The sequence below is a fragment of the Rhizobium sp. 2MFCol3.1 genome (assembly GCF_000377565.1).
Classification (GTDB): Bacteria; Pseudomonadota; Alphaproteobacteria; order Rhizobiales; family Rhizobiaceae; genus Rhizobium.
Genome location: NZ_KB898353.1, coordinates 48,292 through 68,863, shown reverse-complemented (window position 1 = coordinate 68,863; position 20,572 = coordinate 48,292). Strand labels below are relative to the sequence as shown.

Annotated in this window: 18 protein-coding genes; 11 read left to right on the top strand and 7 right to left on the bottom strand. The window is 59.2% G+C overall.

Features of this window, described 5'->3' with window-relative positions:
* The first annotated feature begins 3 nt into the window (after nucleotides 1–3).
* The 9 genes from rfbC to D460_RS0100295 all read left to right on the top strand — a co-directional run bounded on the left by rfbC (nucleotide 4) and on the right by D460_RS0100295 (nucleotide 9,479).
* The gene (rfbC, locus tag D460_RS0100335) at nucleotides 4–549 is read left to right on the top strand and encodes a dTDP-4-dehydrorhamnose 3,5-epimerase (RefSeq protein ID WP_018896487.1); all 546 of its coding nucleotides are present in this window, start codon (nucleotides 4–6) and stop codon (nucleotides 547–549) included.
* Between the two features lie 184 nt (nucleotides 550–733).
* Entirely contained in the window at nucleotides 734–1,771 is a 1,038-nt protein-coding gene (locus D460_RS0100330; RefSeq protein ID WP_018896486.1) for a substrate-binding domain-containing protein, read from the top strand.
* Between the two features lie 20 nt (nucleotides 1,772–1,791).
* Nucleotides 1,792–3,045: a glycerate kinase gene (locus D460_RS0100325; protein ID WP_037110719.1), complete on the top strand. Its 1,254-nt coding sequence runs from the start codon at nucleotides 1,792–1,794 to the stop codon at nucleotides 3,043–3,045.
* Between the two features lie 248 nt (nucleotides 3,046–3,293).
* The gene (locus D460_RS0100320; protein ID WP_026282631.1) at nucleotides 3,294–4,328 is read left to right on the top strand and encodes a Gfo/Idh/MocA family oxidoreductase; all 1,035 of its coding nucleotides are present in this window, start codon (nucleotides 3,294–3,296) and stop codon (nucleotides 4,326–4,328) included.
* A gap of 11 nt (nucleotides 4,329–4,339) precedes the next feature.
* The gene (locus tag D460_RS0100315) at nucleotides 4,340–5,242 is read left to right on the top strand and encodes a sugar phosphate isomerase/epimerase (RefSeq protein ID WP_018896483.1); all 903 of its coding nucleotides are present in this window, start codon (nucleotides 4,340–4,342) and stop codon (nucleotides 5,240–5,242) included.
* A 67-nt stretch (nucleotides 5,243–5,309) separates the two neighbouring features.
* Nucleotides 5,310–6,542: a sugar ABC transporter substrate-binding protein gene (locus tag D460_RS0100310; RefSeq protein ID WP_026282630.1), complete on the top strand. Its 1,233-nt coding sequence runs from the start codon at nucleotides 5,310–5,312 to the stop codon at nucleotides 6,540–6,542.
* A gap of 143 nt (nucleotides 6,543–6,685) precedes the next feature.
* Entirely contained in the window at nucleotides 6,686–7,588 is a 903-nt protein-coding gene (locus D460_RS0100305; protein WP_018896481.1) for a sugar ABC transporter permease, read from the top strand.
* Entirely contained in the window at nucleotides 7,585–8,412 is an 828-nt protein-coding gene (locus D460_RS0100300) for a carbohydrate ABC transporter permease (protein WP_018896480.1), read from the top strand. Before D460_RS0100305 ends, D460_RS0100300 begins: the two co-directional genes overlap by 4 nt.
* Entirely contained in the window at nucleotides 8,409–9,479 is a 1,071-nt protein-coding gene (locus D460_RS0100295) for an ABC transporter ATP-binding protein (protein WP_018896479.1), read from the top strand. The genes D460_RS0100300 and D460_RS0100295 overlap by 4 nt, the downstream gene beginning before the upstream one ends.
* Nucleotides 9,480–9,522: 43 nt before the next feature.
* Here D460_RS0100295 and D460_RS0100290 read toward each other — a convergent pair whose 3' ends face one another.
* Complete coding sequence (locus tag D460_RS0100290) at nucleotides 9,523–10,554, bottom strand: aldo/keto reductase (protein ID WP_018896478.1); 1,032 nt, start codon at nucleotides 10,552–10,554, stop codon at nucleotides 9,523–9,525.
* A 655-nt stretch (nucleotides 10,555–11,209) separates the two neighbouring features.
* Here D460_RS0100290 and D460_RS0100280 point away from each other — a divergent pair.
* Together D460_RS0100280 and D460_RS0100275 are read left to right on the top strand one after the other, a co-directional pair.
* Nucleotides 11,210–11,791 (top strand): hypothetical protein, encoded by a 582-nt coding sequence (locus D460_RS0100280; protein ID WP_018896476.1) that lies wholly within the window; start codon nucleotides 11,210–11,212, stop codon nucleotides 11,789–11,791.
* 242 nt (nucleotides 11,792–12,033) lie between these two features.
* Nucleotides 12,034–12,498, top strand: a complete 465-nt coding sequence (locus tag D460_RS0100275) for a hypothetical protein (protein WP_018896475.1) — start codon at nucleotides 12,034–12,036, stop codon at nucleotides 12,496–12,498.
* A 32-nt stretch (nucleotides 12,499–12,530) separates the two neighbouring features.
* Here the strand turns inward: D460_RS0100275 and D460_RS0100270 are convergent, their stop codons facing one another.
* From D460_RS0100270 to D460_RS0100250, 6 genes are all read right to left on the bottom strand, one after another.
* On the bottom strand, nucleotides 12,531–14,321 hold the full coding sequence (locus D460_RS0100270) for a TniQ family protein (RefSeq protein ID WP_018896474.1): 1,791 nt from the start codon (nucleotides 14,319–14,321) through the stop codon (nucleotides 12,531–12,533).
* 78 nt (nucleotides 14,322–14,399) lie between these two features.
* Nucleotides 14,400–15,425 (bottom strand): ATP-binding protein, encoded by a 1,026-nt coding sequence (locus D460_RS0100265; protein WP_018896473.1) that lies wholly within the window; start codon nucleotides 15,423–15,425, stop codon nucleotides 14,400–14,402.
* Between the two features lie 10 nt (nucleotides 15,426–15,435).
* Nucleotides 15,436–17,664, bottom strand: a complete 2,229-nt coding sequence (locus D460_RS0100260; RefSeq protein ID WP_018896472.1) for a DDE-type integrase/transposase/recombinase — start codon at nucleotides 17,662–17,664, stop codon at nucleotides 15,436–15,438.
* A 42-nt stretch (nucleotides 17,665–17,706) separates the two neighbouring features.
* A complete protein-coding gene (locus D460_RS35780; RefSeq protein ID WP_155947651.1) occupies nucleotides 17,707–18,009 on the bottom strand; it encodes a hypothetical protein in 303 nt (100 codons plus the stop codon).
* The gene (locus D460_RS0100255; RefSeq protein ID WP_018896471.1) at nucleotides 18,002–18,721 is read right to left on the bottom strand and encodes a hypothetical protein; all 720 of its coding nucleotides are present in this window, start codon (nucleotides 18,719–18,721) and stop codon (nucleotides 18,002–18,004) included. The genes D460_RS35780 and D460_RS0100255 overlap by 8 nt, the downstream gene beginning before the upstream one ends.
* A 105-nt stretch (nucleotides 18,722–18,826) precedes the next feature.
* Nucleotides 18,827–20,185: a DDE-type integrase/transposase/recombinase gene (locus tag D460_RS0100250; protein WP_018896470.1), complete on the bottom strand. Its 1,359-nt coding sequence runs from the start codon at nucleotides 20,183–20,185 to the stop codon at nucleotides 18,827–18,829.
* Nucleotides 20,186–20,572: the final 387 nt, after the last annotated feature.

Here is a 20,572-nt window from a genome sequence, read left to right as displayed (position 1 = left end):
CCGATGAAAGTCTCTTCGCTGGCAATTCCTGAGGTCCTGCTCATCGAGCCCACCGTCTATGGCGATGAACGCGGCTTCTTTTTCGAGAGCTTCAACCAGGCTCGCTTCAACGAAGCGGTCGGGGCAGAGGTTTCATTTGTTCAGGACAATCACTCCAAATCCGCCAAGGGCGTGCTCCGCGGGCTGCACTACCAGATCAAACAGGCGCAGGGAAAGCTGGTTCGGGTGGTCGAGGGCGAAGTCTTTGATGTGTCCGTGGACCTGCGGCGATCCTCTCCAACCTTCGGGCAGTGGGTTGGCGAAATCCTGTCGTCGGACAACAAACGCCAGCTCTACATCCCGCCGGGCTTTGCGCATGGCTTCGTGGTTCTTTCCGAGACCGCGCAGTTTCTCTACAAGACGACCGATTTCTATTCGCCCCAACACGAGCGCGCCATCATCTGGAACGACCCGACGGTGAACGTCGCCTGGCCGATAGAGACAACCCCCACCCTTTCATCCAAGGACGCGCAGGCGCCGTTTATGAAAGATGCGGATCTTTTTCCGTAACGGCGTTTAGCGACTATCGCCGCATCTTTAGTAGGCAGAGCTCAGACGAGGCGCGAAAGTTGCCGATCGTCGGCCTGCCGTCTCCCGCTCCACCACATATCGTTGCCCTTGGTCCTTTTCGGATCGGTTTTGGTGTGTCACATAAGGTCGGCTAGCCATCGCCACTGGGAGGACGATTGTCGGAATGAGGGGAATTCGCCAACTGGCCAAGCATCTCGATATTTCGATCGGGACCGTATCGCGGGCGCTGAATGGCAAACCGGATGTGAATGAGGAAACCCGCAAGCGCGTGCTGGCGGCGGCCGAAGAGCTTGGTTATGTGGCGAACCAGTCGGGCCGAAGCCTGCGGCAGGGGACGACCAACGTCATCGGCCTGATGATCGAGTCCAGCAAGGAAACGGTCGAAAACGCCGACAACTTCTTCCTTGGCCTGACGGGTGGCCTGCAAAGCGTGCTTTCGCGCCACAAGCTCGACCTCATCATGCTGCCTTGCCCCAACGACGAGGACCCGCAGGAGTATCTGAAGCGCATGGTGGCGCGTCGTGTCGTCGATGCACTGATCATTTCCGCCACGCAGCGCATCGACAAGCGCATCGATTTCCTGGCCAAGGCGAAGATACCCTTCGTTGCGCTTGGCCGCAGCTCGTCCGGCGGCAATTACAGCTGGATCGACCTTGATTTCGAAGGCGTCGCGGCCTCGGCCGTCGATCGGCTGGTGGCCAAGGGCCATCGACGGATCGCGATCGCGGTGCCATCGAGCGATGTCAATCTCGGCTATATCTTCCTTGATGCCTACCGCCGCTCGCTGGAACGCCACGGCATCGCCTATGATCCCGAGCTCGTCATTCGCGCGAAGTCGAGCGAGCAGGGCGGATATCAGGCCGGTCACGAGCTCATCCGCCTTGATCCCAGGCCGACGGCAATCATTCTGATTTATGAGCTGATGGCGATCGGGCTTTACCGGCGCATGGTCGAGGCGGGCATCATTCCAGGCCGGGATCTTGCTGTCATCGGCTTTCGCGAGGAGCCGCGCGCCCGGTTCCTGCAGCCGGCACTGACATGTTTCAGGATGTCGCTGCGCGACCTCGGCGCCGAGCTTGCGGAAACGTTGCTCGCGACCATGCCCGCCTACGCGGATTTCTATCCCGGTGGCGCGCGCAATACGATTTGGCCGCTTGAGCTCGTTGCCGGCGAAAGCGATGCCTTCAGTCTCGACAGTTGAATTTTTTCGAAAGCCAGCCCATGCAACCGCGCGATTTCCTAAAAGATCTCTTCTCCGCCGCCGTCAAAGCTGCCGACCCGCTGACGGGCATCACCGCTCATCTTCCGACCAAGCCGAAGGGCCGAACGGTGGTGATCGGCGCCGGCAAGGGTGCGGCACAGATGGCACAGGCGCTCGAGAGCGTCTGGGATGGGCCGCTCGAGGGCGTCGTGGTGACGCGCTATGGCTATGGCTGCGAAACCAGAAACATCGAGATCCTTGAAGCCTCGCATCCCGTGCCTGATCGCGCCGGTCTCGTGGCTTCGAAGCGGCTGATGGACGCCGTGAGCGGGCTTGGCGAGGATGATCTCGTCATCGCCCTGATCTGCGGGGGAGGGTCCGCCCTGCTGCCGGCGCCGCCGGAGGGGCTGACGCTGGAAGACGAGATTGCCATGAACGAGATCCTGCTCGCCTCGGGCGCGCCGATTTCCGCGATGAACGTCGTGCGCAAGCATCTCTCCACGATCAAGGGCGGCAGGCTGGCTGCGGCTACCAAGGCGCGCGTCGTCAGCATGGTCGTGTCGGATATCCCCGGCGATAATCCTGCTTATGTTGCTTCCGGTCCTACCGTTCCGGATCGCTCGACGCGGCACGATGCGCTCGAGATCATCGCGCAGTACAAGATGCCGCTGCCGCAGGCCGCGCTCGATTTCCTTGCCACGCCAGCCGCCGATGCGCCGAGCCCGGATGATCCGGTTTTCGGCCGCCACGAACATCATGTGATCGCCTCGGCCGGCGTCTCGCTAGAGGCCGCGGCAGCGCTTGCCAGGTCGCACGGGGTAGAAGCCGCCATTCTGTCGGATTCCATCGAGGGCGAATCCCGCGATGTCGCTTCGGTGCATGCGGCGATCGCCCGCGAAGTGCTTGCCAAAGACCGGCCGTTCCAAAAGCCGGTCATTATCCTCTCTGGCGGCGAGACGACGGTGACGCTCCGAGGCAAGGGCGGCAAGGGCGGGCGTAACGGCGAATTCGCGCTCGCCATGGCGCTGGCGATCCAGGGTCACGACATGCATGTGCTGGCTGCCGATACCGATGGCATCGATGGCTCGGAGGACAACGCCGGCGCCTTCGTTGATGGGAAGACGGTCGACCGATTGCGCGCCGCCGGTCTCGATCCGCGCCGCCTGCTCGACGGCAACGACAGCTACAGCGGCTTTGCTGCGATTGGCGACCTGTTCGAGACCGGCCCGACGGGAACCAATGTCAACGACTTCCGCGCGATCCTGATCCGCTAATCGAGGAATCGAAATCTGATCCGGCCACCTACGTTCCAGCCGGAACGAAGGCGCAAAACGGTGCGAAATTTTTTCGTGCTGCGCTGCGGCGCAGCCGAGGTTAAGGCCCCGCATTTGCAGATGTTTTCCGCAGCATTTTTTGTCTGATCACGTGGGATTGACAGCGAGAAACGTTTCCGCTTAGTATCGTAAACGTTTACGGGACAAGTTTCGGGAGGAAAGCCGGAAACTGTCCACGGGAGGAAATCGTGACATTGAATGCCGTTCTGTGCGGTTGCGGAGCCATGTCCAAGGGCTGGTTGCGCGCCATCAAGGAAACCCCGGCTCTCGCAGCCGAGATCGAGGTCAAGGGCCTCGTCGACGTCAATCCTGCGGCAGCTGAAAAGCTCGCCGAGGAGTTTGGTTTGAGTGGTGCCGTGATCGGCACGGATCTCGCCGACGTCATCGCGAAATCAAAAGCCGATATCGTCTTCGACGTGGTCATCCCGACCGCACGCTTCAACGTGGTGTCGACGGCGCTGAAAGCCGGCTGCCATGTGCTGAGCGAAAAGCCGATGGCAACCTCGCTTGCCGAAGGGGCTGCCCTCATCGATCTCGCCGCCGAGACCGGCAAGATCCACGCTATCATTCAGAACCGCCGCTTCATCTCGGGCGTGCGCCGCATGCGTCGCTTTGTCGAAAGCGGTGCCATCGGCGATATCACCGGCATCCATTGCGATTTCTTCCTGGCGCCGCATTTCGGCGGCTTCCGCGAAGAGATGCAGAACGTGCTGCTGCTCGACATGGCGATCCACACTTTCGACGCCGCGCGCTTCGTTGCTGACAAGAAGCCGCTGGCCGTCTACTGCGTCGAGCGTAATCCCAAGGGCACCTGGTATCAGCACGGCGCTTCCGCCAACGCGACTTTCGAATTCGCCGATGATGTCGTCTTCACCTATCGCGGATCCTGGTGCGCCGAAGGCGAGCGCACGAGCTGGGAAAGCCAATGGCGCCTCGTCGGCTCCAAGGGCATGCTGACCTGGGATGGTGAAGAGGGCTTCAAGGCCGCGACCGCTGGAAGCGAGCCCGGTCTGCTGCACGGCTTCACGCCGGTCGAGGTTCCAGCGCCTGAACATGACGAAGAGACGCATGGCCACGCCAGCGTGATTACGAGCTTCGTCGAGGCGATCAAGACGGGCAAGCGCCCGGAAACAGCAAGTTCCGACAACATCAGAAGCCTCGCCATGGTCTTCGGCGCGATCGAAAGCGCCAAGACCGGCAAGCGTATCGAAATTTCAGCATAAGGATTGAGATTGTGAGCAACCCCGCCAAGTCCATTCGCATCGGAACCATGGTCAGCGCGTCGAAGGGCGGCGCCGACAAGCGGATCGGCCAGATCGCCGATATGGGCTTCGAAAGCTTCGAACCCTTCTTCTGGCAGACGACCAATGGCCAGAACCTTGCCGAACTCGGAAAGCGCTGCGTCGATGCCATCGGCGACCGTGACATCACCATCTCGACGCTCGGCATGTTCGGCAATCCGCTTGAAACGACGGATATCGATCTCGACACGCTCCAGGGCTGGAAGGATTGCATCGACAACGCGCATCACTTCGGCGCCACCTGCGTCGCCGGCTTTACCGGCCGTATCCGTGGCAAGGTGTTGACCGACAGCCTGCCGCGCTACAAGGAAATCTGGAGCGAGCTTGCCAAGCGCGCCGCCGACAAGGGCGTTAAGATCGCCTTCGAAAACTGCGCGATGGACGGCAACTGGCAGACGGGCGATTGGAACATCGCGCACAATCCCGATGCCTGGGAACTGATCTTCAACGAGACGCCTGACGACAACATCGGCATCGAATGGGAGCCGTGCCATCAGATGGTCTATCTGATCGAGCCGCTGCCGCAGATCCGCAAGTGGGCGTCGAAAATTTTCCACGTTCACGGTAAGGATGCAACGATCCGCTGGGATGTCATCAAGGAGCATGGCATCTTCGGTAAGGAGAAGTTCGTGTTCATGCGCACGCCGGGCTTTGGCGACAGCAACTGGACGGACATCATTTCGGAACTGCGCCTCGCTGGCTGGTCGGGATCCATCGACATTGAAGGTTGGCACGATCCGGTCTATCGCGACGCGCTCGAGATGACCGGTCAGGTTCATGCGCTGAACCATTTGAAGCATGCCCGGGGCGGCGACTTCGTCGTCGATCCGGTTTGATGATATCGCGGCCGGCAAGGAGGAATTGCCGGCCTACGATCTAGGATAACCACAAAGGAGGAGAACCATGGCTATCCGTAAATTTGCAATGATCGGCGCGCTTGCGCTGGCGGGCGTGTCGCTCTTCGGCCTAGCCGCCAAGGCCGAAGACGTCACCCTGACCCTCTGGTCGCTCGACCGCGACATCCAGCCGGCGCCGAACCTGATCAAGGAATTCAACGATCAGAACAACGGCATCAAGATCGAATACCGCCAGATCCAGTTCGACGATGTCGTCAGCGAATCGATGCGCGCGTTTTCGACCGGCAAGGCGCCCGATATCATCGCCATCGACAACCCGAACCACGCGATGTTCGCCGACCGCAAGGCGTTTCTCGACCTCACCGACATGATCGCCAAGTCGACCGTCATCAAGCCCGAGAACTACTTCCCCGGACCGCTGAAGTCCGCCACCTGGGACGGCAAGCTTTACGGTGTACCGAAGGCGACCAACACGATCGCGCTCTACTATAACAAGGACATGTTCAAGGCCGCCGGCCTCGATCCGGAAAAGCCGCCGCAGACTTGGGACGAGCTCGTCGCGGACGCCAAGAAGCTCACCGATCCGTCGAAGAACGTCTACGGCCTGACCTTCTCGGCCAAGGCGAACGAAGAAGGCACCTTCCAGTTCCTGCCATGGGCCCAGATGGGCGGCGCGACCTACAAGACGATCAACGCCGATGGTGCGGTGAAGGCTCTGACGGTCTGGAAGCAGATCATGGATGAGAAGCTTGCTTCTCCCGATACGCTGACCCGCAGCCAGTGGGATTCGACCGCCACCTTCAACGCCGGCAATGCCGCCATGGCCATCTCCGGTCCGTGGGAAATCGACCGCATGCTGACGGACGCGAAGTTCGACTGGGGCACGGCGCTGCTGCCGATCCCGCAGGAAGGCGCGACGCGGTCTTCGGCCATGGGCGACTACAACTGGGCGATCTTCTCCAGTTCCAAGCATCCGGCGGAAGCCTTCAAGGCCCTCGAGTTCTTCGCCTCGAAGGACGACACGATGTACCAGAAGTTCGGCCAGCTGCCGGCTCGCTCCGACATCGCCATCCCGCCGACAGGCAACAAGCTGAAGGACGATGCGCTGAAGACCTTCGTCGAGCAGCTGAAATATGCCCAGCCGCGCGGTCCGTCGCCGGAATGGCCGAAGATCTCCAAGGCAATCCAGGATGCCATCCAGGCCGCTTTGACCGGCCAGATGTCGCCGAAGGATGCGCTTGATCAGGCCGCCGAGAAGATCAAGGCCGTCGAAGAGTGACATATCAGGGCAAGCGGAGCGTGCGCGACGCGCTTCGCCTGTCCGACCCCAATGGCGTTCTCGCCATCCCACCGTTTCCTCCCGGCAGGGGCTGTCTTCCGCGCAAGCGCCAGGCAGCCCCGTTCGGAGCTTAAGGGGTATCCATGAAGAGGCTATTTTCCAGCATCACCGATGGCCGCGGGTTCGACATCACGCTTGTCACCCTGCCGCTCATCTTCCTGTTCGTGCTCGCGGGCCTGCCGCTCGTCTACAACATCGTCATGAGTTTCCAGGAGGTCGACATGTTCAGCCTCGGGACCTTCGTGCGCCCCTTCGTCGGTTTCAAGAATTATGTCGATCTGTTCAAACAGCCCGAAACGCTGCCGATCATCTACAACACCGTGCTGTTCGTCGTCGGCTCGATCGCCGGCCAGTTCCTGATCGGCTTCGGCTTGGCGCTGTTCTTCTGGGTGAACTTTCCCGGCGCCTCCTGGCTGCGCGGCCTGTTCCTAGTTTCCTGGGTCATGCCCGGCCTAGTCGTCGGCGCGATCTGGAACTGGGTGCTGTCGGGCGATTTCGGCGTCTTGAATTTCATCCTGCGCGAAAGCGGGTTGATCAGCTCCAACATCTTCTGGCGCTCGGACCCCAATTTCTCGCTCTGGGCTGTCGTCATTGCCAATATCTGGCTCGGCACGTCCTTCAACATGATCCTGCTCTCCGTCGGCCTCTCTTCCATTCCCGGCGACCTCTATGAGGCGGCCGAACTCGACGGTGCCAATGCCTGGCAGCGCTTCTGGACGATCACGCTTCCGATGATGCGCTCGACCATCGGCGCCATCGTCTCGCTCGGCCTGATCTTCACGCTGCAGCAGTTCGACCTGTTCGCGGCCATCACCGATGGCGGGCCGAACAATTCGTCCAACGTCACGCAATACTGGGCCTGGGACCTGTCCTTCCGGCAATACGACTTCGGCAAGGGCGCCACGATCTCCGTCATCATGATCGTCTTCGTGATGTTCGCCTCGATCGTCTATGTCCGGTCGACAAAACATGAGGTGCGCGGATGAGCGATACCAACCGCAACCGCCTGATGCTCTTCATCGCGATCGTTCTGGCGGCAATCTATCTCTTCCCGCTCTACTGGATGTACATCACGGCTCTGAAGAGCGGCTCCGAAATGTTCGCCAATCCGCCCAGCTTCTGGCCGTCCTCGCCGCAATGGGGAACCTACGCCTATGTGTGGGAAAGCCGGAACATGGGGCGCTATCTCTGGAACTCCGTCGTCATCGCCTTCGGTTCCGTGGCGTTGATCACCGTGCTCGGCGTCGGCTGCGCCTATGTGCTGGCGCGCTACCGCAACATGTGGGTGGATATCGGCCTGTTCCTCATCCTCATGCTGCAGGTCCTGCCGGCATCGCTGATGATCACGCCGATCTTCGTGGGCTTCTCGCAGTTCGGCCTGCTCGACTATCCGCGCTTTGCCGTCATCCTGGCGATCGCCGCGAAAAGCATGCCGTTCTTCGTGGTCCTGGTGCGCGCCACCTTCATGGCCGTGCCGATGGAGCTCGAGGAAGCAGCGCTGGTCGATGGCAACTCCCGCTTCGGCGCCTTCTTCAACATCGTGCTGCCGCTTGCCCGCAACGGCATTCTCGTCAGCGCGATCCTGATCTTCATGCAGGCCTTCGGAGAGTTCGTCTATTCGAAGTCGATGATCCAGGAAGCAGAGCTTCAGCCCGCCAGCGTCGGTCTCAACTCCTTCATGGGGCCGAACACCAGCGAGTGGAACAACATCATGGCCTATGCCACGATGTATGTGACGCCCGTTCTCGCCATCTTCGTTCTCTTGCAGCGCCGCATCGTATCCGGCCTCACCTCTGGAGCCCTCAAATGACCAATCAGATCGAGCTCAGCGGCGTCAACAAGCATTACGGTGCCTTCCATGCGCTGAAGAACATCAACCTTGAGATCGCCAAGGGCAGCTTCGTGGCGCTCGTCGGCCCCTCGGGCTGTGGCAAGTCCACCTTGCTGCGCTCGCTTGCAGGCCTGGAAAGCATCTCCGAAGGCGATCTGAAGATCGCCGGCGAGCTGATGAACAACGTGCCGCCGCGCAAGCGCGACGTCGCCATGGTGTTCCAGTCCTACGCGCTTTATCCGCATATGACGGTCGAGGAAAACCTGACCTATAGCCTGCGTATCCGCGGCGTTGCCAAGGCCGAGGCCAAGAAGGCAGCGGCCGATGTCGCGGCAACGACCGGCCTGTCCAACCTGCTTAAGCGCTATCCGCGCGAACTCTCCGGCGGCCAGCGCCAGCGCGTAGCGATGAGCCGCGCCATCATCCGTCACCCCAAGGCGTTCCTGTTCGACGAGCCGTTGTCGAACCTCGATGCGGCGCTGCGCGTTCACATGCGCAAGGAAATCCGCGCGCTGCACGATCGGCTCGGCGCGACCTCGGTCTACGTCACTCACGACCAGATCGAGGCGATGACCATGGCCGACCACGTCGTCGTCATGCGCGAGGGTGTCATCGAGCAGCAGGGCAAGCCGCTCGAACTTTATGACACGCCGGCCAACAAGTTTGTGGCCGGCTTCATCGGCTCGCCGGCGATGAATTTCATTCCTGGTGTCGTGCAGGCGGACGGAAGCGGGCTCGCGATCGATCTCGGGACGGTCAAGCACACGCTGCCTAGCAATCGCCAACTGCAGCCTGGCCGCAAGGTGACCGTCGGTATTCGTCCGGAGCATATCGGTATCACCACGACAGGACAGGGTACGTTCGACATCCCTGTCGATGTTGTTGAATCCACTGGCTCAGCCACCTTCATCACGGCGGCGACGACGCCGGAACTGACGATCGTCGAGACCGGCCGCAGCACCGCCCGTGGCGGTGAGACGATCGGCGTGACCATCGATCCGGCACAGCTGCATCTCTTCGACGACGCGACGGGCATCCGTATCTGAAGGAACAAGGCAGCGGCGGTATGCGCCGCCGCTGCCTGATGATTTACCGTCCGCCTTCGAGCTTGCGGTGGCGCTGGTTCGTGCCGCCGACCCCGTAGGGATAATCGAAGGGGTGCGGCGCGCTGATCTCGGTGAGGCGGCTCATCTCCTCGTCTGAGAGGCTGATCTTGGCCGCACCGAGGTTGTCCGCCAGTTGCTCCGTCGTGCGGGCACCGAGAATGACCGACGTCACGGCCGGCCGCGCAGCGGTCCAGGCAAGTGCCACCTGCGCCATGCTGCAACCCTTGGACTTCGCGATGTCCTCCACCGCGCCGATGATGTCCCAGGTCCGCTCCTGCGCGTTGCGCTGGTCGTAGGATTCCATGCCACGCTTCGGATTTTCCCCGAGCCGGGTCGCACCCGTCGGCATATGGTCACGACGATATTTGCCGGTCAGCCAGCCGCCGCCGAGAGGTGACCAAGGCAACAGGCCCATGCCTGCGTCCTGGCAAGCTGGCACGATCTCGAGTTCGATATCGCGCACGAGAAGGCTGTATTGCGGCTGCAGCGTTACTGGCCGGGTATAGCCGCGTGCCTTGGCGATTTCGGCCGCCTTGGCGATATGCCACCCGACGTAATTGGAGAAGCCGTAATAGCCGATCTTGCCGCTGGAGACGGCATCATCAAGGAAACGCAGCGTCTCCTCGATAGGTGTCAGGGCGTCCCATGCATGCATCTGGTAGAGATCGATGTGCTCGACGCCGAGACGTCGAAGCGAGTCGTCGAGCGCGACGTTCAAATGCCGCCGCGACAGTCCGATGTCATTCGGTCCGCTTCCCATCGGGAAACGTCCCTTCGTGGCAATCACTGCCTGGCGGGCCTCGGTGGGTCGTGCTTTCAGCCAGCGGCCGATGATCTCTTCTGAAACGCCTGCGCTATAGACATCGGCGGTGTCGATGAAATTGCCGCCCCATTTGAAATAGTCGTCGAGTATCTTGTGCGAGGTAGCCTCATCGGCTTCCGCGCCGAATGTCATCGTTCCCAGGCAGTATGGCGCGACGATTGTCCCGCTTGGTCCAAGCTTGCGATAGTCCATTGAACATCCTCCGTGTCGAAATGGGTTTCTCTGTCTGGATCGCCGGCCGCTAGGTCAGGTCGCCGATCCGCTTGCTGTCGTCTCTTCCAGAACTGTAGGGGAGCACAAAAAAAGCCCCAATTATTCGGGTTTCCGGTACCAACGCGTCACCTCGAAAGGTCCCGAGAGCCAGCCGGATTTGCCCCAATAGATTAAGTGGCTGTACATAAAGGAGAATTTGAGGCGCCAATACGGGGAAAATAATGCCTCAGTGTCTTTGAAACGGACCGGTGCTCATCTCCCGGGGAACTCCATGTGGCTAGTTCGATAGCTGTGCGCGGAGAAGAGGGAGCGCATGAGATCACATTCCTCGATAGGCGAGGACTGTGATCGAAGGGGTTGCCATCTCGGCTGATCGCGTAAAGTAAATGCTGGTCGACTTAAAGAGATTGTCTGAGGTGATGGCGATCGCGAAATTAGCTGGCCGCTGTTTCCAATTCGCCGCCCAGCTTCTCAGCTCGGCCTTCGCCTTCTCGGGCCGCACGATTATCCGAAGCGTCGAGAGCTTATCCATTGGTTTGAATGCGAGAGACACCGAATGGTGGTCATACATCGCGCGGTTGTCTCTTGCGACTATAGCATGAACTGTTGGTCCAACGCAGATGGAGACAACAGCATGAACCACCTTACCCACCCCGAACGCTTCGCCAACCGCACTTGGGTCACTCCGGCCCATCGCGATAGCGACCTTGCAAGGCGGCAGGGAAATATCACCGAAGTATTCAAAACCTGGAGCAGTGGGGGCGGCACACTCGTCGACATAAATGCGATAGCGGGTGTTTCGGCTGGCCCAGACGATATCCCCGTGGGACAGCTCGGGCTCGATGACAACATGTACCTTCATTTTGGCCGGCAGCAGGGGGCGTGGCTGTCAAATAAGAAAGATGTTTTCATCGACGGCCTCTATCTATGCAGGCGAGATTTCGAAGGGCGGTCTGGCTATTTCCTAACTGTCGTAACAGATCGCCTTCAGGCAGCGGCCAGCGCGGCCTTGGAGGATGCCTGCATTGCGTCGGGATGGGTGGATGCTGAGCTCTCGGTAGACGACGGGATGGCAATCCTTGGCCTGTGGGGCGACGTGGCGATCGTTGAGAGTGCTCGGCGCTTTGAGATCGAATTCCTTGTGGGGAAGGCAATCTCGGCAGTTGGGTCGTTGGAGGCTGCAGCTCCAAGCTCGGCGTCGCTCGGCTTCCACTAGGGCCGTTTGATGTGCGCTCGAACACAAGTACCCATATGGTGGAGCCGAGCAAGCAGGATCATCTGCGGCCATGTTGTCGTACGACCGACAACAAGCAGAGGGAGGCTATCCGAGTTATCGTACGTCATTTGCTTACGGCAGAGAACGAGATACTCCCTCAGAGGATTTATCGGCTGTTTACCTCATGTGCCAACGCTTCCCTCATACACTCTGGTCTAAGAGGTTCTTGAAGGAGACGAAGTATGATCAAAAACTCTTTGGCGGGTAAAAATGAGGTTGATAACGAGCCGCACCCGCTTGGGATTGAGCTCGATCGCTCTGGCAGCGCCGGCACCCAGTCAGACCTCCCCGAGAACATCAGAGCTATTCAGGAACTATTCCGTCCTCGCTTCGAAGCGCAGGATCGCAGGATGGAGGCGCTTTTCGCGGCTCACGCTGCAGCAGAGGCGGCGGCTGCCGAATTGAGCCACGGTGTTCCGGTGCACGAGGCGTTAGAAATGCTCGAACGATTGGAAAGCGGGCATTCCATTTTTGCGTCTGAAAGTTTGGATGCCCTTGACGAAGCGGACGAGCGGATGGAGGCGCTTGCCGCTACGGAGTTCGCAGCAAGACTGAGAAACGCCAAAGTCACACACGACCTTCCGGTAGACGAGGCGCTTGAACTGCTGGAACAAGTGGCAAATGGAGAAATTGACTGGCCCGTGTAGCTGTTTGCAACTCATATGCCGTGAGGCATCCATCACATCACAGTCATCGTCTCAAGCAACCTCGGCACCTTATTTCGTTCAATGAAAGCTGTCTTGAATTCTGCTGGAGGGAAAACCGGGCGTACGCCGCGCGACCTCATTCGTGCATTGATCAGATTGCGATCAAGTCCGGTTTCCGCAACAAGCTGAGCGATAGAGACGTACCTATCGACAAAGTCCGCAATATCCTTTCGATCAACCATCTTGCGTTTGAAACGCTGGTTGAGCCCACTAACTTCACGATACGGGATCACACCGTGCACAAGAAGCTTTGCGAGCGTATCGGATCGTACATTCAGTAGCGTTGCAGCCTGTAGCGCCGTTACGAAATCTCCTGGCGGATCGAGTTCGCTAAAGTCGAGCATGACGTTGTCAGCCATAAGCGCCTTTCCGCTGAGTCCGACGATCTTATACTCGCCCGACAGGATGCCGGCGATGATCGCTGCTTTAGATTTCCCACTTCGGCGGGCTGCCAAGCGAAGAGTAATCATCGAGTCGGTGACACCGGATTGCGCTCGCACCTCCACGGATTGGCGAAAGTCAACGAGGTCGCGCCGGCGGAAATTTGCTTGAAATCTCCTTTTTCCGTTTGGCATACGCGCGGCCTCGTAAGCACGCTCGATAAGGCCGGCCTCCACCAGGCTATCAAACATCTCCTTGTCGCAGCCGACAATTTCACATGCAGTTTTCGCCTTCACGTGCTCATCATCTTCGCTGAGCAGATCGAACACCGCATCCATCGGGACGGTTTCAGAGTTCATAGAGGTAGTGATCCCGGTTTCATAAAGCCGTCTCCTAACCCTGTCTTTACTAGAACCGGTGACTCTCGCCAAAGCCGTCGCAGACGTCCATGTCTTGTTTTCGGCGGAAAGCCTTTCGCCTCTCAACATGAACCGGCCGCTCGCGTGTTGGATGAAAATTTCCTTGATCGGCTGATACTCGTCTCCTGTACTACGAAGCAGCATATTAGCGAGCCTGCCGTAGGCAAAGTAGATCGCGGTTGCACGCGGATTCACAATACTGTCTAGCGCAGCACGTACGCCTGACGCTCCAGACTGCAACACACACATTCCTTTGTCTGTCGATAAGGCGACCTCTTCTTTGGACAGCTGTGTCACGGCCTGTTCTGAGCCATGAGACAACGCCACGCCCAAGAGCCGCGCCGTATGGATGGCCGCGCCGAGTGGAATCCCGTCCAGAAGAGGCCCGTGAGAGACATTGCCTGCCAGGCGTTCGACGATGAACTTATCCACTAATGATGGTTCTGCGTGGACCGGCGCGCTGATGTAACCGGCAACCGCAATGCTATTTCGATCGAGCACCTGGCATAGATCATGAAGTCGACTATGCGGCGGGAGACCTTCGAGCTGGCATCCATGCACGACGCAAACTTTTGCGTCGCTCATGAGCCATGACTTGCGCCAGTAACGACGAGTATCGATTGCCCCTGGGTTACCAGCATCATCGTCTGCAAAGCACTTGGGACAGAACGCAAGCTGGTTCTTGCGCATGAACTTCTTCGAGACCGTCTCGTTCGCAATTTGAACTTGGTGCCCAGCTCCAAACACCAATGCATGGGAGGTCAGCTCGCAGCTTGCGCGCCCTGTTAGGGACGCCAGCATTTCGACTTCCGCAGGTCGACCTAGCAACATGCCGGAGAAGTCCACTCCGACATCACCGCAGAACGAAAACGAGCTAAGTTTTCCGTTCGCCCGCGCAAGCCTTGCAACCCAACTCGGAAGTGTTTCCTCGGAGAAGAGCGGAACTTGCAGAATCCCGGCCATAAACGCAGTCCTTGATTTAATTGACTTTGGAGGGAAACTTCCCGGCGAACGACGTCGCCGGGAAGAAAACGTCGAGGCTCAGCTGCCCACGAGTTCGGTGGTCAGCTTCCCATCGTCGCTAACCTCGCGGACGATGTCCCGCCAATCCTTCCGGAGGAATACGTTGGTGTCGTCGCCGCAGTCACACAGGCGGCGATAGCCTTCGACAAAGTGGTCGAACCGCACCGTACGGGTTTCGGCTTCCTTAGGGTCCCAGATCGCCGCTTCAACGGAAAGCTTGATCAACTGGATGACCATTCCCTGAAGCGACATGCCGCCGTGAATCATCCGACTAACGAACTCCGTATTCAGCGGAAAGCCGATCGTGAAGGAGACCCGAGCTGCGATTGCCTTCACGATGGCGATGATTGTTTTGAAGTCCTCCTCCGTGAGGTCGCCGATACGGATGACACGCGATCGGCGCTCGAGCTGATGGTCGCCATCGCCCTCGATGACCTCAAGCATTTTAGGGATGCCGCTCATGATGATCCAGATCGGCCACGTGGGATCCTGCATCAGCGACTTGATCGTATCCGTGACCTCCGTCACGCTTTTCTTGGCCTTGAGCACGTGCTGAGCTTCATCAAGGTAGATGATGCGGATTTCGCGACGCTTGAGCTGTTCGCGGACCAAGCGCCAGATCTCGATCTCGTTCATCTTGGAGCGCGAGAGCGGGTATCCCACGTGCTGCAGGATGGCGACGCCGAGGGACTTGGTGCTGCAGACGGGGGGCGTGCGGACACGCATGCAGATCTGCAACTCGTTCACGCCGACCATGAAGGGCTTGAAGGCGGGATGTTTGTCGAGCACGTGATTGATGGCGTGGGTTTTACCGGCGCCGGATTTTCCGACAACAGCCAGCGCGTAGCCTTCCTCAGCTTTTTCGCTGAGAATGGTAGCCAACAGCTTTTCGATTTCCAGAGTCAGCAGCTTGTCGTGGCGCGTGCTGACGTGGAAGTCCTCAAGACTGCGAACAAGAACGGACTTGTTCGCCAAGATGTCGGTCGCCGTAGCGCGGATATGTGCGAGACCTGCGTTGAGAGAAGTCGGGAGCGTATCAGCCATGGAGGTCATCCTATTCGTCGATTTCGAGGACTACGTCAGAGGTATCGATCTCAGCGTCGTCGTCGGTTGAGGGGACAGGCGTATGCATGGGGGCCTTGGCGGCCTTCTTGGTCTTGGCAGTCTTGGACTGCGGGTCGATGAAGCCGTCCGAGCTGAAATCGCCCACCGGGTTCATCGGATCGCTGTCGCGAGCCTGAGCACCGTCAGCCGATGCGGCGACTTCGCCGCCGTCGTTGCCGAAGTCGATCCAGAGGTGACGCGAGTATTCGTAGATCGCCTTGTTCTTCTTCTCGAACTCGACGATGCGATCTTGATTCTGCAGCGGCGAACCGACGTTCGCGGCAAGACGCGAGCTTTCGCTGGCCTTCACGACGTCCGCCAAAGTCTTCAGCACAAGCTCCTTGGCACGGCGAGCGTTGCGCGCCTTAGGGCCATGCTTTTCGACGATGAAGCGAACGGTCTCCATCCAATCAGAGAGGGGGACGTTATCGAGACCTTCGAAGGTGGCTTGGGCGTCGTACCACTTGCCATCGCGCGGATCCTCGAACGAGATCGCCGACATGTTCTGGTCGTTGATGCGCACGTTGAGTTCGATGTTGTACTGCCACTCCTGCACAGCGCTGAGCTTGGGAGAGCGATAGTCCAGACCGAGGATCGTGATGCCGTTGTTGCCAACCTTTCGTTTCATCTGGATGCCGAAGATGTCCCGGTATTCACCTTGCGTCGGCGGAGGAGCCACTTCGGCATCCTGTTGAGACGAGCGGTACCAGCGCTGGAGCGGCGTCTCACCGTTCAGCGATCGATGTGGCGTGTTGTGGTAACAGACCACCATGAGACGGATCAGAAGCTCAGTAAGCTCCATGTGCGTGAGGTGAGCGTGTTTGGCAGGATCGTACTTGTCCTTCATCAGAACGTTCGAGTACGTGCGTCCAGAGAACAGATGCATGTAGCGGGAATTGAGCGTTCCAAAGAAGCGCTCGACCCGGGCACGCAGATGCGGGTGCTTGGACGGAGGAATGCGATGCTTGCCAGTCAGTCCGATCACCGCGCGCTGGAAGTCCGCGGAGACGTAAGCGGCGCCGGCATCCGTGTGCACGGCGTCGGGGCGGCCGCACTGCGGCCACTCGATGTGACCGCCGCTTAGCGCCGTCTCATGTTCCTTATTGCGCACGGCCATCGCGAGCGTAGCGACTGCTTCTGCCGCTTCCGGTTCGCCGGGAAGCACACGGATTCCGCAGATGGAGCGCGAGAAAGCATCCATGGCGACCGAGATCCAAGCGCGGGATTTCTTCTCCAACTTTGCCTGGACGTCTTCGTGGAGACGGTCCCAGATACCCAGGTTTTTGGAGACGCGAATAAGGTCGAGCTTATGCTCGTCCATCTCGAGGATCTGCATCGCATACTTTGGCTGCAGACCTTTGCCCGAAAGCATGTACTTTCGCTGGATGCGATGCTTATCCTTGTGCCGCGCGAAATCGACGTCGCGGTCGTCCATGTCACGGGCCAGACGGAGGAATGTGCTTTCCGAGCATGGTTCCACGAATGGCTCGTTAGCGGCTTGGCAGGCGTAAACGTCCGCAAGCATCATGTTGTAAGCCGCTCGGACGGTAGGCTGGTTCTGGTTCAGATACCCCCGAACGAACTTGGAATAGTAGTCAAGCTGAGCAGAGGTGAAGCTGCTTCCGTAAGACGTGCTTCCCTTGTTTTGGCGCATCAGGGAATCCGCATTGCGCGCGTTCTTCTCGAAGCGCTCAATCCAACGGCAAAATTGCCGGCGGCTCACGAAGAGGTTGCGCTTCGCCTTCTTTTGCTTGAGTTCGTCGCGAGCGTCTTCGACAAGCTTCTCGTTGTCGATTTTGAACTTCGCGTAGAACTTCTTGATCTTCGCGTCCGAGCGGCTGATGGCGTCCACGCCACCGCCTTGGGCTTCTTCCTCGAGAAAGGTGGCCACGAGAACGTGGCGAAACGTGACCTCGTGCGAAACAACAGGGGACTTGCGCTTGCTGGCACGCTTGATGGCGTTCGCCGCGGAATAGTAACCCTTCTCGATCTGAAGGCGGAACGTGCGGATGTACCCGTCGATGTCCTGCCAACTCATGGCGACAACATTCTTCGGCTTATCATCGTCCGAGCCGATCACGATGCCGTGGTCATACTTCTGCTCGAAACGGTGCGGACGTCCGTCGAACGTGACGAGGTCGTCGGTGGTGACTTTGAACTTGGTGTAGTTCTTAGGCATAGGCACTCTCCTTTTCGGTATGGCTGCGATGAAGGCTGGGCATCAGGATTGCGGGTGGCGCTCAAGCCAGCGGCGTAGCCGGCGTTGGCTTAGAGAGTGGCGGCGGCGAGATTTTTTTACTGCGAGGTTCCGCGTTTCGATCTCCGCGGAAAGTCGCTTGAGCAACGCGGTAGCGAGGCTAAATCCGCCATCTCCATTCTGTGCATCGGGAAACGGCGTGGAAGGCGCGCGGTTTTCCACACCTTCGACTGGATTATCCTTCTGGTCCTCGAGGCGATAGTGTCGAGGGTTGGGGTCGAAGCTTTCGATTCCATTGCCCAGGGATTTCGACTCTTTCTTAGACATCGGCATTTTCCTTTGCGATACGGATGCGGGACAGGCGGGTAATCACGGCGGCGGCCGGATTAGGGTGGACATGACGGATCAAGCCATCGTGGAAGAGGGCCCAGATCGCCGTCCAAAGCTCGGCGAAGACGAGTTTCGTTCCGAGATACGTGGCGAGATCGAAGATGACGGCGGAGCCGCCAAGCGCCTTGAGGGCGTCGATCACCCACGCCATCTTCTCGGAGTTCTGCAACTTCACAGCACGGGCCATCTCACGGGCTCGGTAGATTTCGGGCTTCGTGATTTGGGCTTCAGTCAGCAGGTGCAGACCGTGAGCGTAGTGGCGAAGCGTCTGCGTTCGGATCAGCTCGAGCTCGATCTTGAGGTCGCCGATGTTGGCCTCGTTGCGAACCGCGTACAGGTTGCGGCAGCCGTTGCGGAAATCGACACAGAGATCCGCGAAATGCTCGCGGTTCTTGCCATCGCGGCGAAACGGGATGGCGCCGAACTGCGTACGAATGGCAACCACATTCTGGTTGGCATTGAACAGCTCCATGGCGCCGGTTTCGAGCTCGCTCTCAAGGCGGTGCGCGGTGCCATCACGGAACGCCATCGTGACGCGGTTGGAGACGATGCTTTTGCGTTCCTCGACGGGCTTCGCCCCCGGTCTTTGACGCAGCGTGATGTCGCGTCCACCGATGATGAGCTTGGGATATTTACGACCGTCCGACATGCTTGTTTTCCTTTCGATTGGGCGCAGGCGTCCATCGCACGCTCGTGTCCGAGGTACGCCTGCAGTTTCTGGAGGTGGGGCTAGGCGCCCCTTGGGTAAGGTGGATTAGAGGGTGGCCACGGCGCGCTTGAGATGATGCAAGGCTGCTGTGACGGCGAGACGATCGGCGCAGTCAAACCGTCCATCGCGGGAGATGATTTGCCTGATTGCCAGCATCCACTCTGCGAGCGTGACGTTTTCAAGCCACTCTTCAACTGCGGGCGCATTATACCAACGTCCGTCGCGAGGGTCTCGGAACGAAATGACGGAGATGTCCCATTCGTTGAGGAGGACGTCGGCGTCCACACGATGGCCCGCTTTATGCAGTTCAGCAATCTGGGCCGAACGGTATTCGATCCCGGCGACCGAAATCCCGTTTGCATAAACCCGACCAAGCATCTTGACGCCGAACAGCGTGCGATACTCGTCCTTCGAGAGCGGAGGTGCCACGCCTTCACACTGTTGAGACAACTGCTGCCAACGTTGCAACGGAGTTTCCAAGGCCAGCCCGCGGTGCGGGGTATTTTGGTAGCAACCCACGATCAGCAGCGCAAGCAGATCCAAAAGCTCCTGGTGGGTGAGCTGCGAGTGCTTGGTGGGGTTATAATTTTCGGCCAAGAGAATGTTGTCGCCAACCACATCTGCTTGCGGAAGACGACCGCTGCTGATAGCGCGGAACATTCGCTCCACGCGCCCGCGGAAGTGCGGACGCTGCGTATACGGAACCGGAGGCTTGCCGGTCAGGCGAACAACCGTTTCTCTGAATTTCGAGGACACGTAGGGCGCTGCAACATCAAAGTATACTGCGTCAGGTCGACCACTGGGCATCACGTTTTCGGCACCTTTTTCGCGTACGGCCATCGCCAACGTTGCAATCACGCTGCTCACACTCGGAGTGCTTTTGGTCAAGTGGAGCGCGCAGAGCGCGCGCGTGCATGCGTCCATCGCGACCGTAGCCCAGACGAAGCGGGCGTTTTCGAAACGCGCCTGAACCTCAGGATGCAAGCGGTTCCAGAACCCGAGATTCAGGCCGACGCGGCGGATATCCAATTTGTGATCGTCCATTTCCAAGACATCCATTGGTCTGACTTCGAGAGATCGCGGCGTAGCTTTTTCCAGCGAGGTCCCGTCCACCGCTAGGGGACGAAATTTCGCAGGACGAGATACTTGCTCCATCGAGCTGGTCTTTGCTGGTGTACCCGCTGCACTCTGCGCGTAGTACCCTTTGTCGATGACCAAGCGGCTCGTGCGAAGGTGATCTTCGACATCGACCCACGTCAGGGCAAAGACCCCCCGCGGGCCGCCGTCGTCAGACTCTAGGACGATGCCTTGTTTGAACTCGTCGACGTAGCAGTGGTGGCGGCCGTCGAGAGTCACGCGGTCGTCCGCATTGACATGAACGTTCTTGGCGTTGCGTTTAGACATTTGGATCCTCCTTGCTGGATTGGTTCGTTCGACAATTGCTGGTGTTATTTCGTCAAAGCCGGATGCTGCAGATCGAACGGGTCCGCTGATCGATTGCGAGCGTCGCGAACGCGGGCGGATAGGATCGGATTTGAACCATCGCGGAAGCGGCAAACCGATCGTCCACCGCCGTCATCCCTCGGGCCAATCGACATTCCTGCCCAAGCACGGCACAGGCCGGCCTCGTGTAACGATCGCCATCACCGCCCCTCGATGCCATCTGGATGGAAGCAGCTACCGCCGTTCCCTCGGCTTCAGCGAATGACGCTGTATCAGGGCGCACGAAGAGCCGGCTCTCACTCATGTTGATGTTTGACATTTCAAGTTCCTTTCGAATGGCCGCAGACG

What these genes read in the sequence shown, in the direction of transcription:
- D460_RS0100280 (WP_018896476.1), top strand. Translation starts at nt 11,210, where the DNA reads ATGAACCACCTTACCCACCCCGAACGCTTCGCCAACCGCACTTGGGTC.
- D460_RS0100300 (WP_018896480.1), top strand. Translation starts at nt 7,585, where the DNA reads ATGAGCGATACCAACCGCAACCGCCTGATGCTCTTCATCGCGATCGTT.
- rfbC (WP_018896487.1), top strand. Translation starts at nt 4, where the DNA reads ATGAAAGTCTCTTCGCTGGCAATTCCTGAGGTCCTGCTCATCGAGCCC.
- D460_RS0100260 (WP_018896472.1), bottom strand. Translation starts at nt 17,664, where the DNA reads ATGCCTAAGAACTACACCAAGTTCAAAGTCACCACCGACGACCTCGTC.
- D460_RS0100290 (WP_018896478.1), bottom strand. Translation starts at nt 10,554, where the DNA reads ATGGACTATCGCAAGCTTGGACCAAGCGGGACAATCGTCGCGCCATAC.
- D460_RS0100305 (WP_018896481.1), top strand. Translation starts at nt 6,686, where the DNA reads ATGAAGAGGCTATTTTCCAGCATCACCGATGGCCGCGGGTTCGACATC.
- D460_RS0100325 (WP_037110719.1), top strand. Translation starts at nt 1,792, where the DNA reads ATGCAACCGCGCGATTTCCTAAAAGATCTCTTCTCCGCCGCCGTCAAA.
- D460_RS35780 (WP_155947651.1), bottom strand. Translation starts at nt 18,009, where the DNA reads ATGTCTAAGAAAGAGTCGAAATCCCTGGGCAATGGAATCGAAAGCTTC.
- D460_RS0100310 (WP_026282630.1), top strand. Translation starts at nt 5,310, where the DNA reads ATGGCTATCCGTAAATTTGCAATGATCGGCGCGCTTGCGCTGGCGGGC.
- D460_RS0100330 (WP_018896486.1), top strand. Translation starts at nt 734, where the DNA reads ATGAGGGGAATTCGCCAACTGGCCAAGCATCTCGATATTTCGATCGGG.
- D460_RS0100275 (WP_018896475.1), top strand. Translation starts at nt 12,034, where the DNA reads ATGATCAAAAACTCTTTGGCGGGTAAAAATGAGGTTGATAACGAGCCG.
- D460_RS0100255 (WP_018896471.1), bottom strand. Translation starts at nt 18,721, where the DNA reads ATGTCGGACGGTCGTAAATATCCCAAGCTCATCATCGGTGGACGCGAC.
- D460_RS0100250 (WP_018896470.1), bottom strand. Translation starts at nt 20,185, where the DNA reads ATGTCTAAACGCAACGCCAAGAACGTTCATGTCAATGCGGACGACCGC.
- D460_RS0100265 (WP_018896473.1), bottom strand. Translation starts at nt 15,425, where the DNA reads ATGGCTGATACGCTCCCGACTTCTCTCAACGCAGGTCTCGCACATATC.
- D460_RS0100295 (WP_018896479.1), top strand. Translation starts at nt 8,409, where the DNA reads ATGACCAATCAGATCGAGCTCAGCGGCGTCAACAAGCATTACGGTGCC.
- D460_RS0100270 (WP_018896474.1), bottom strand. Translation starts at nt 14,321, where the DNA reads ATGGCCGGGATTCTGCAAGTTCCGCTCTTCTCCGAGGAAACACTTCCG.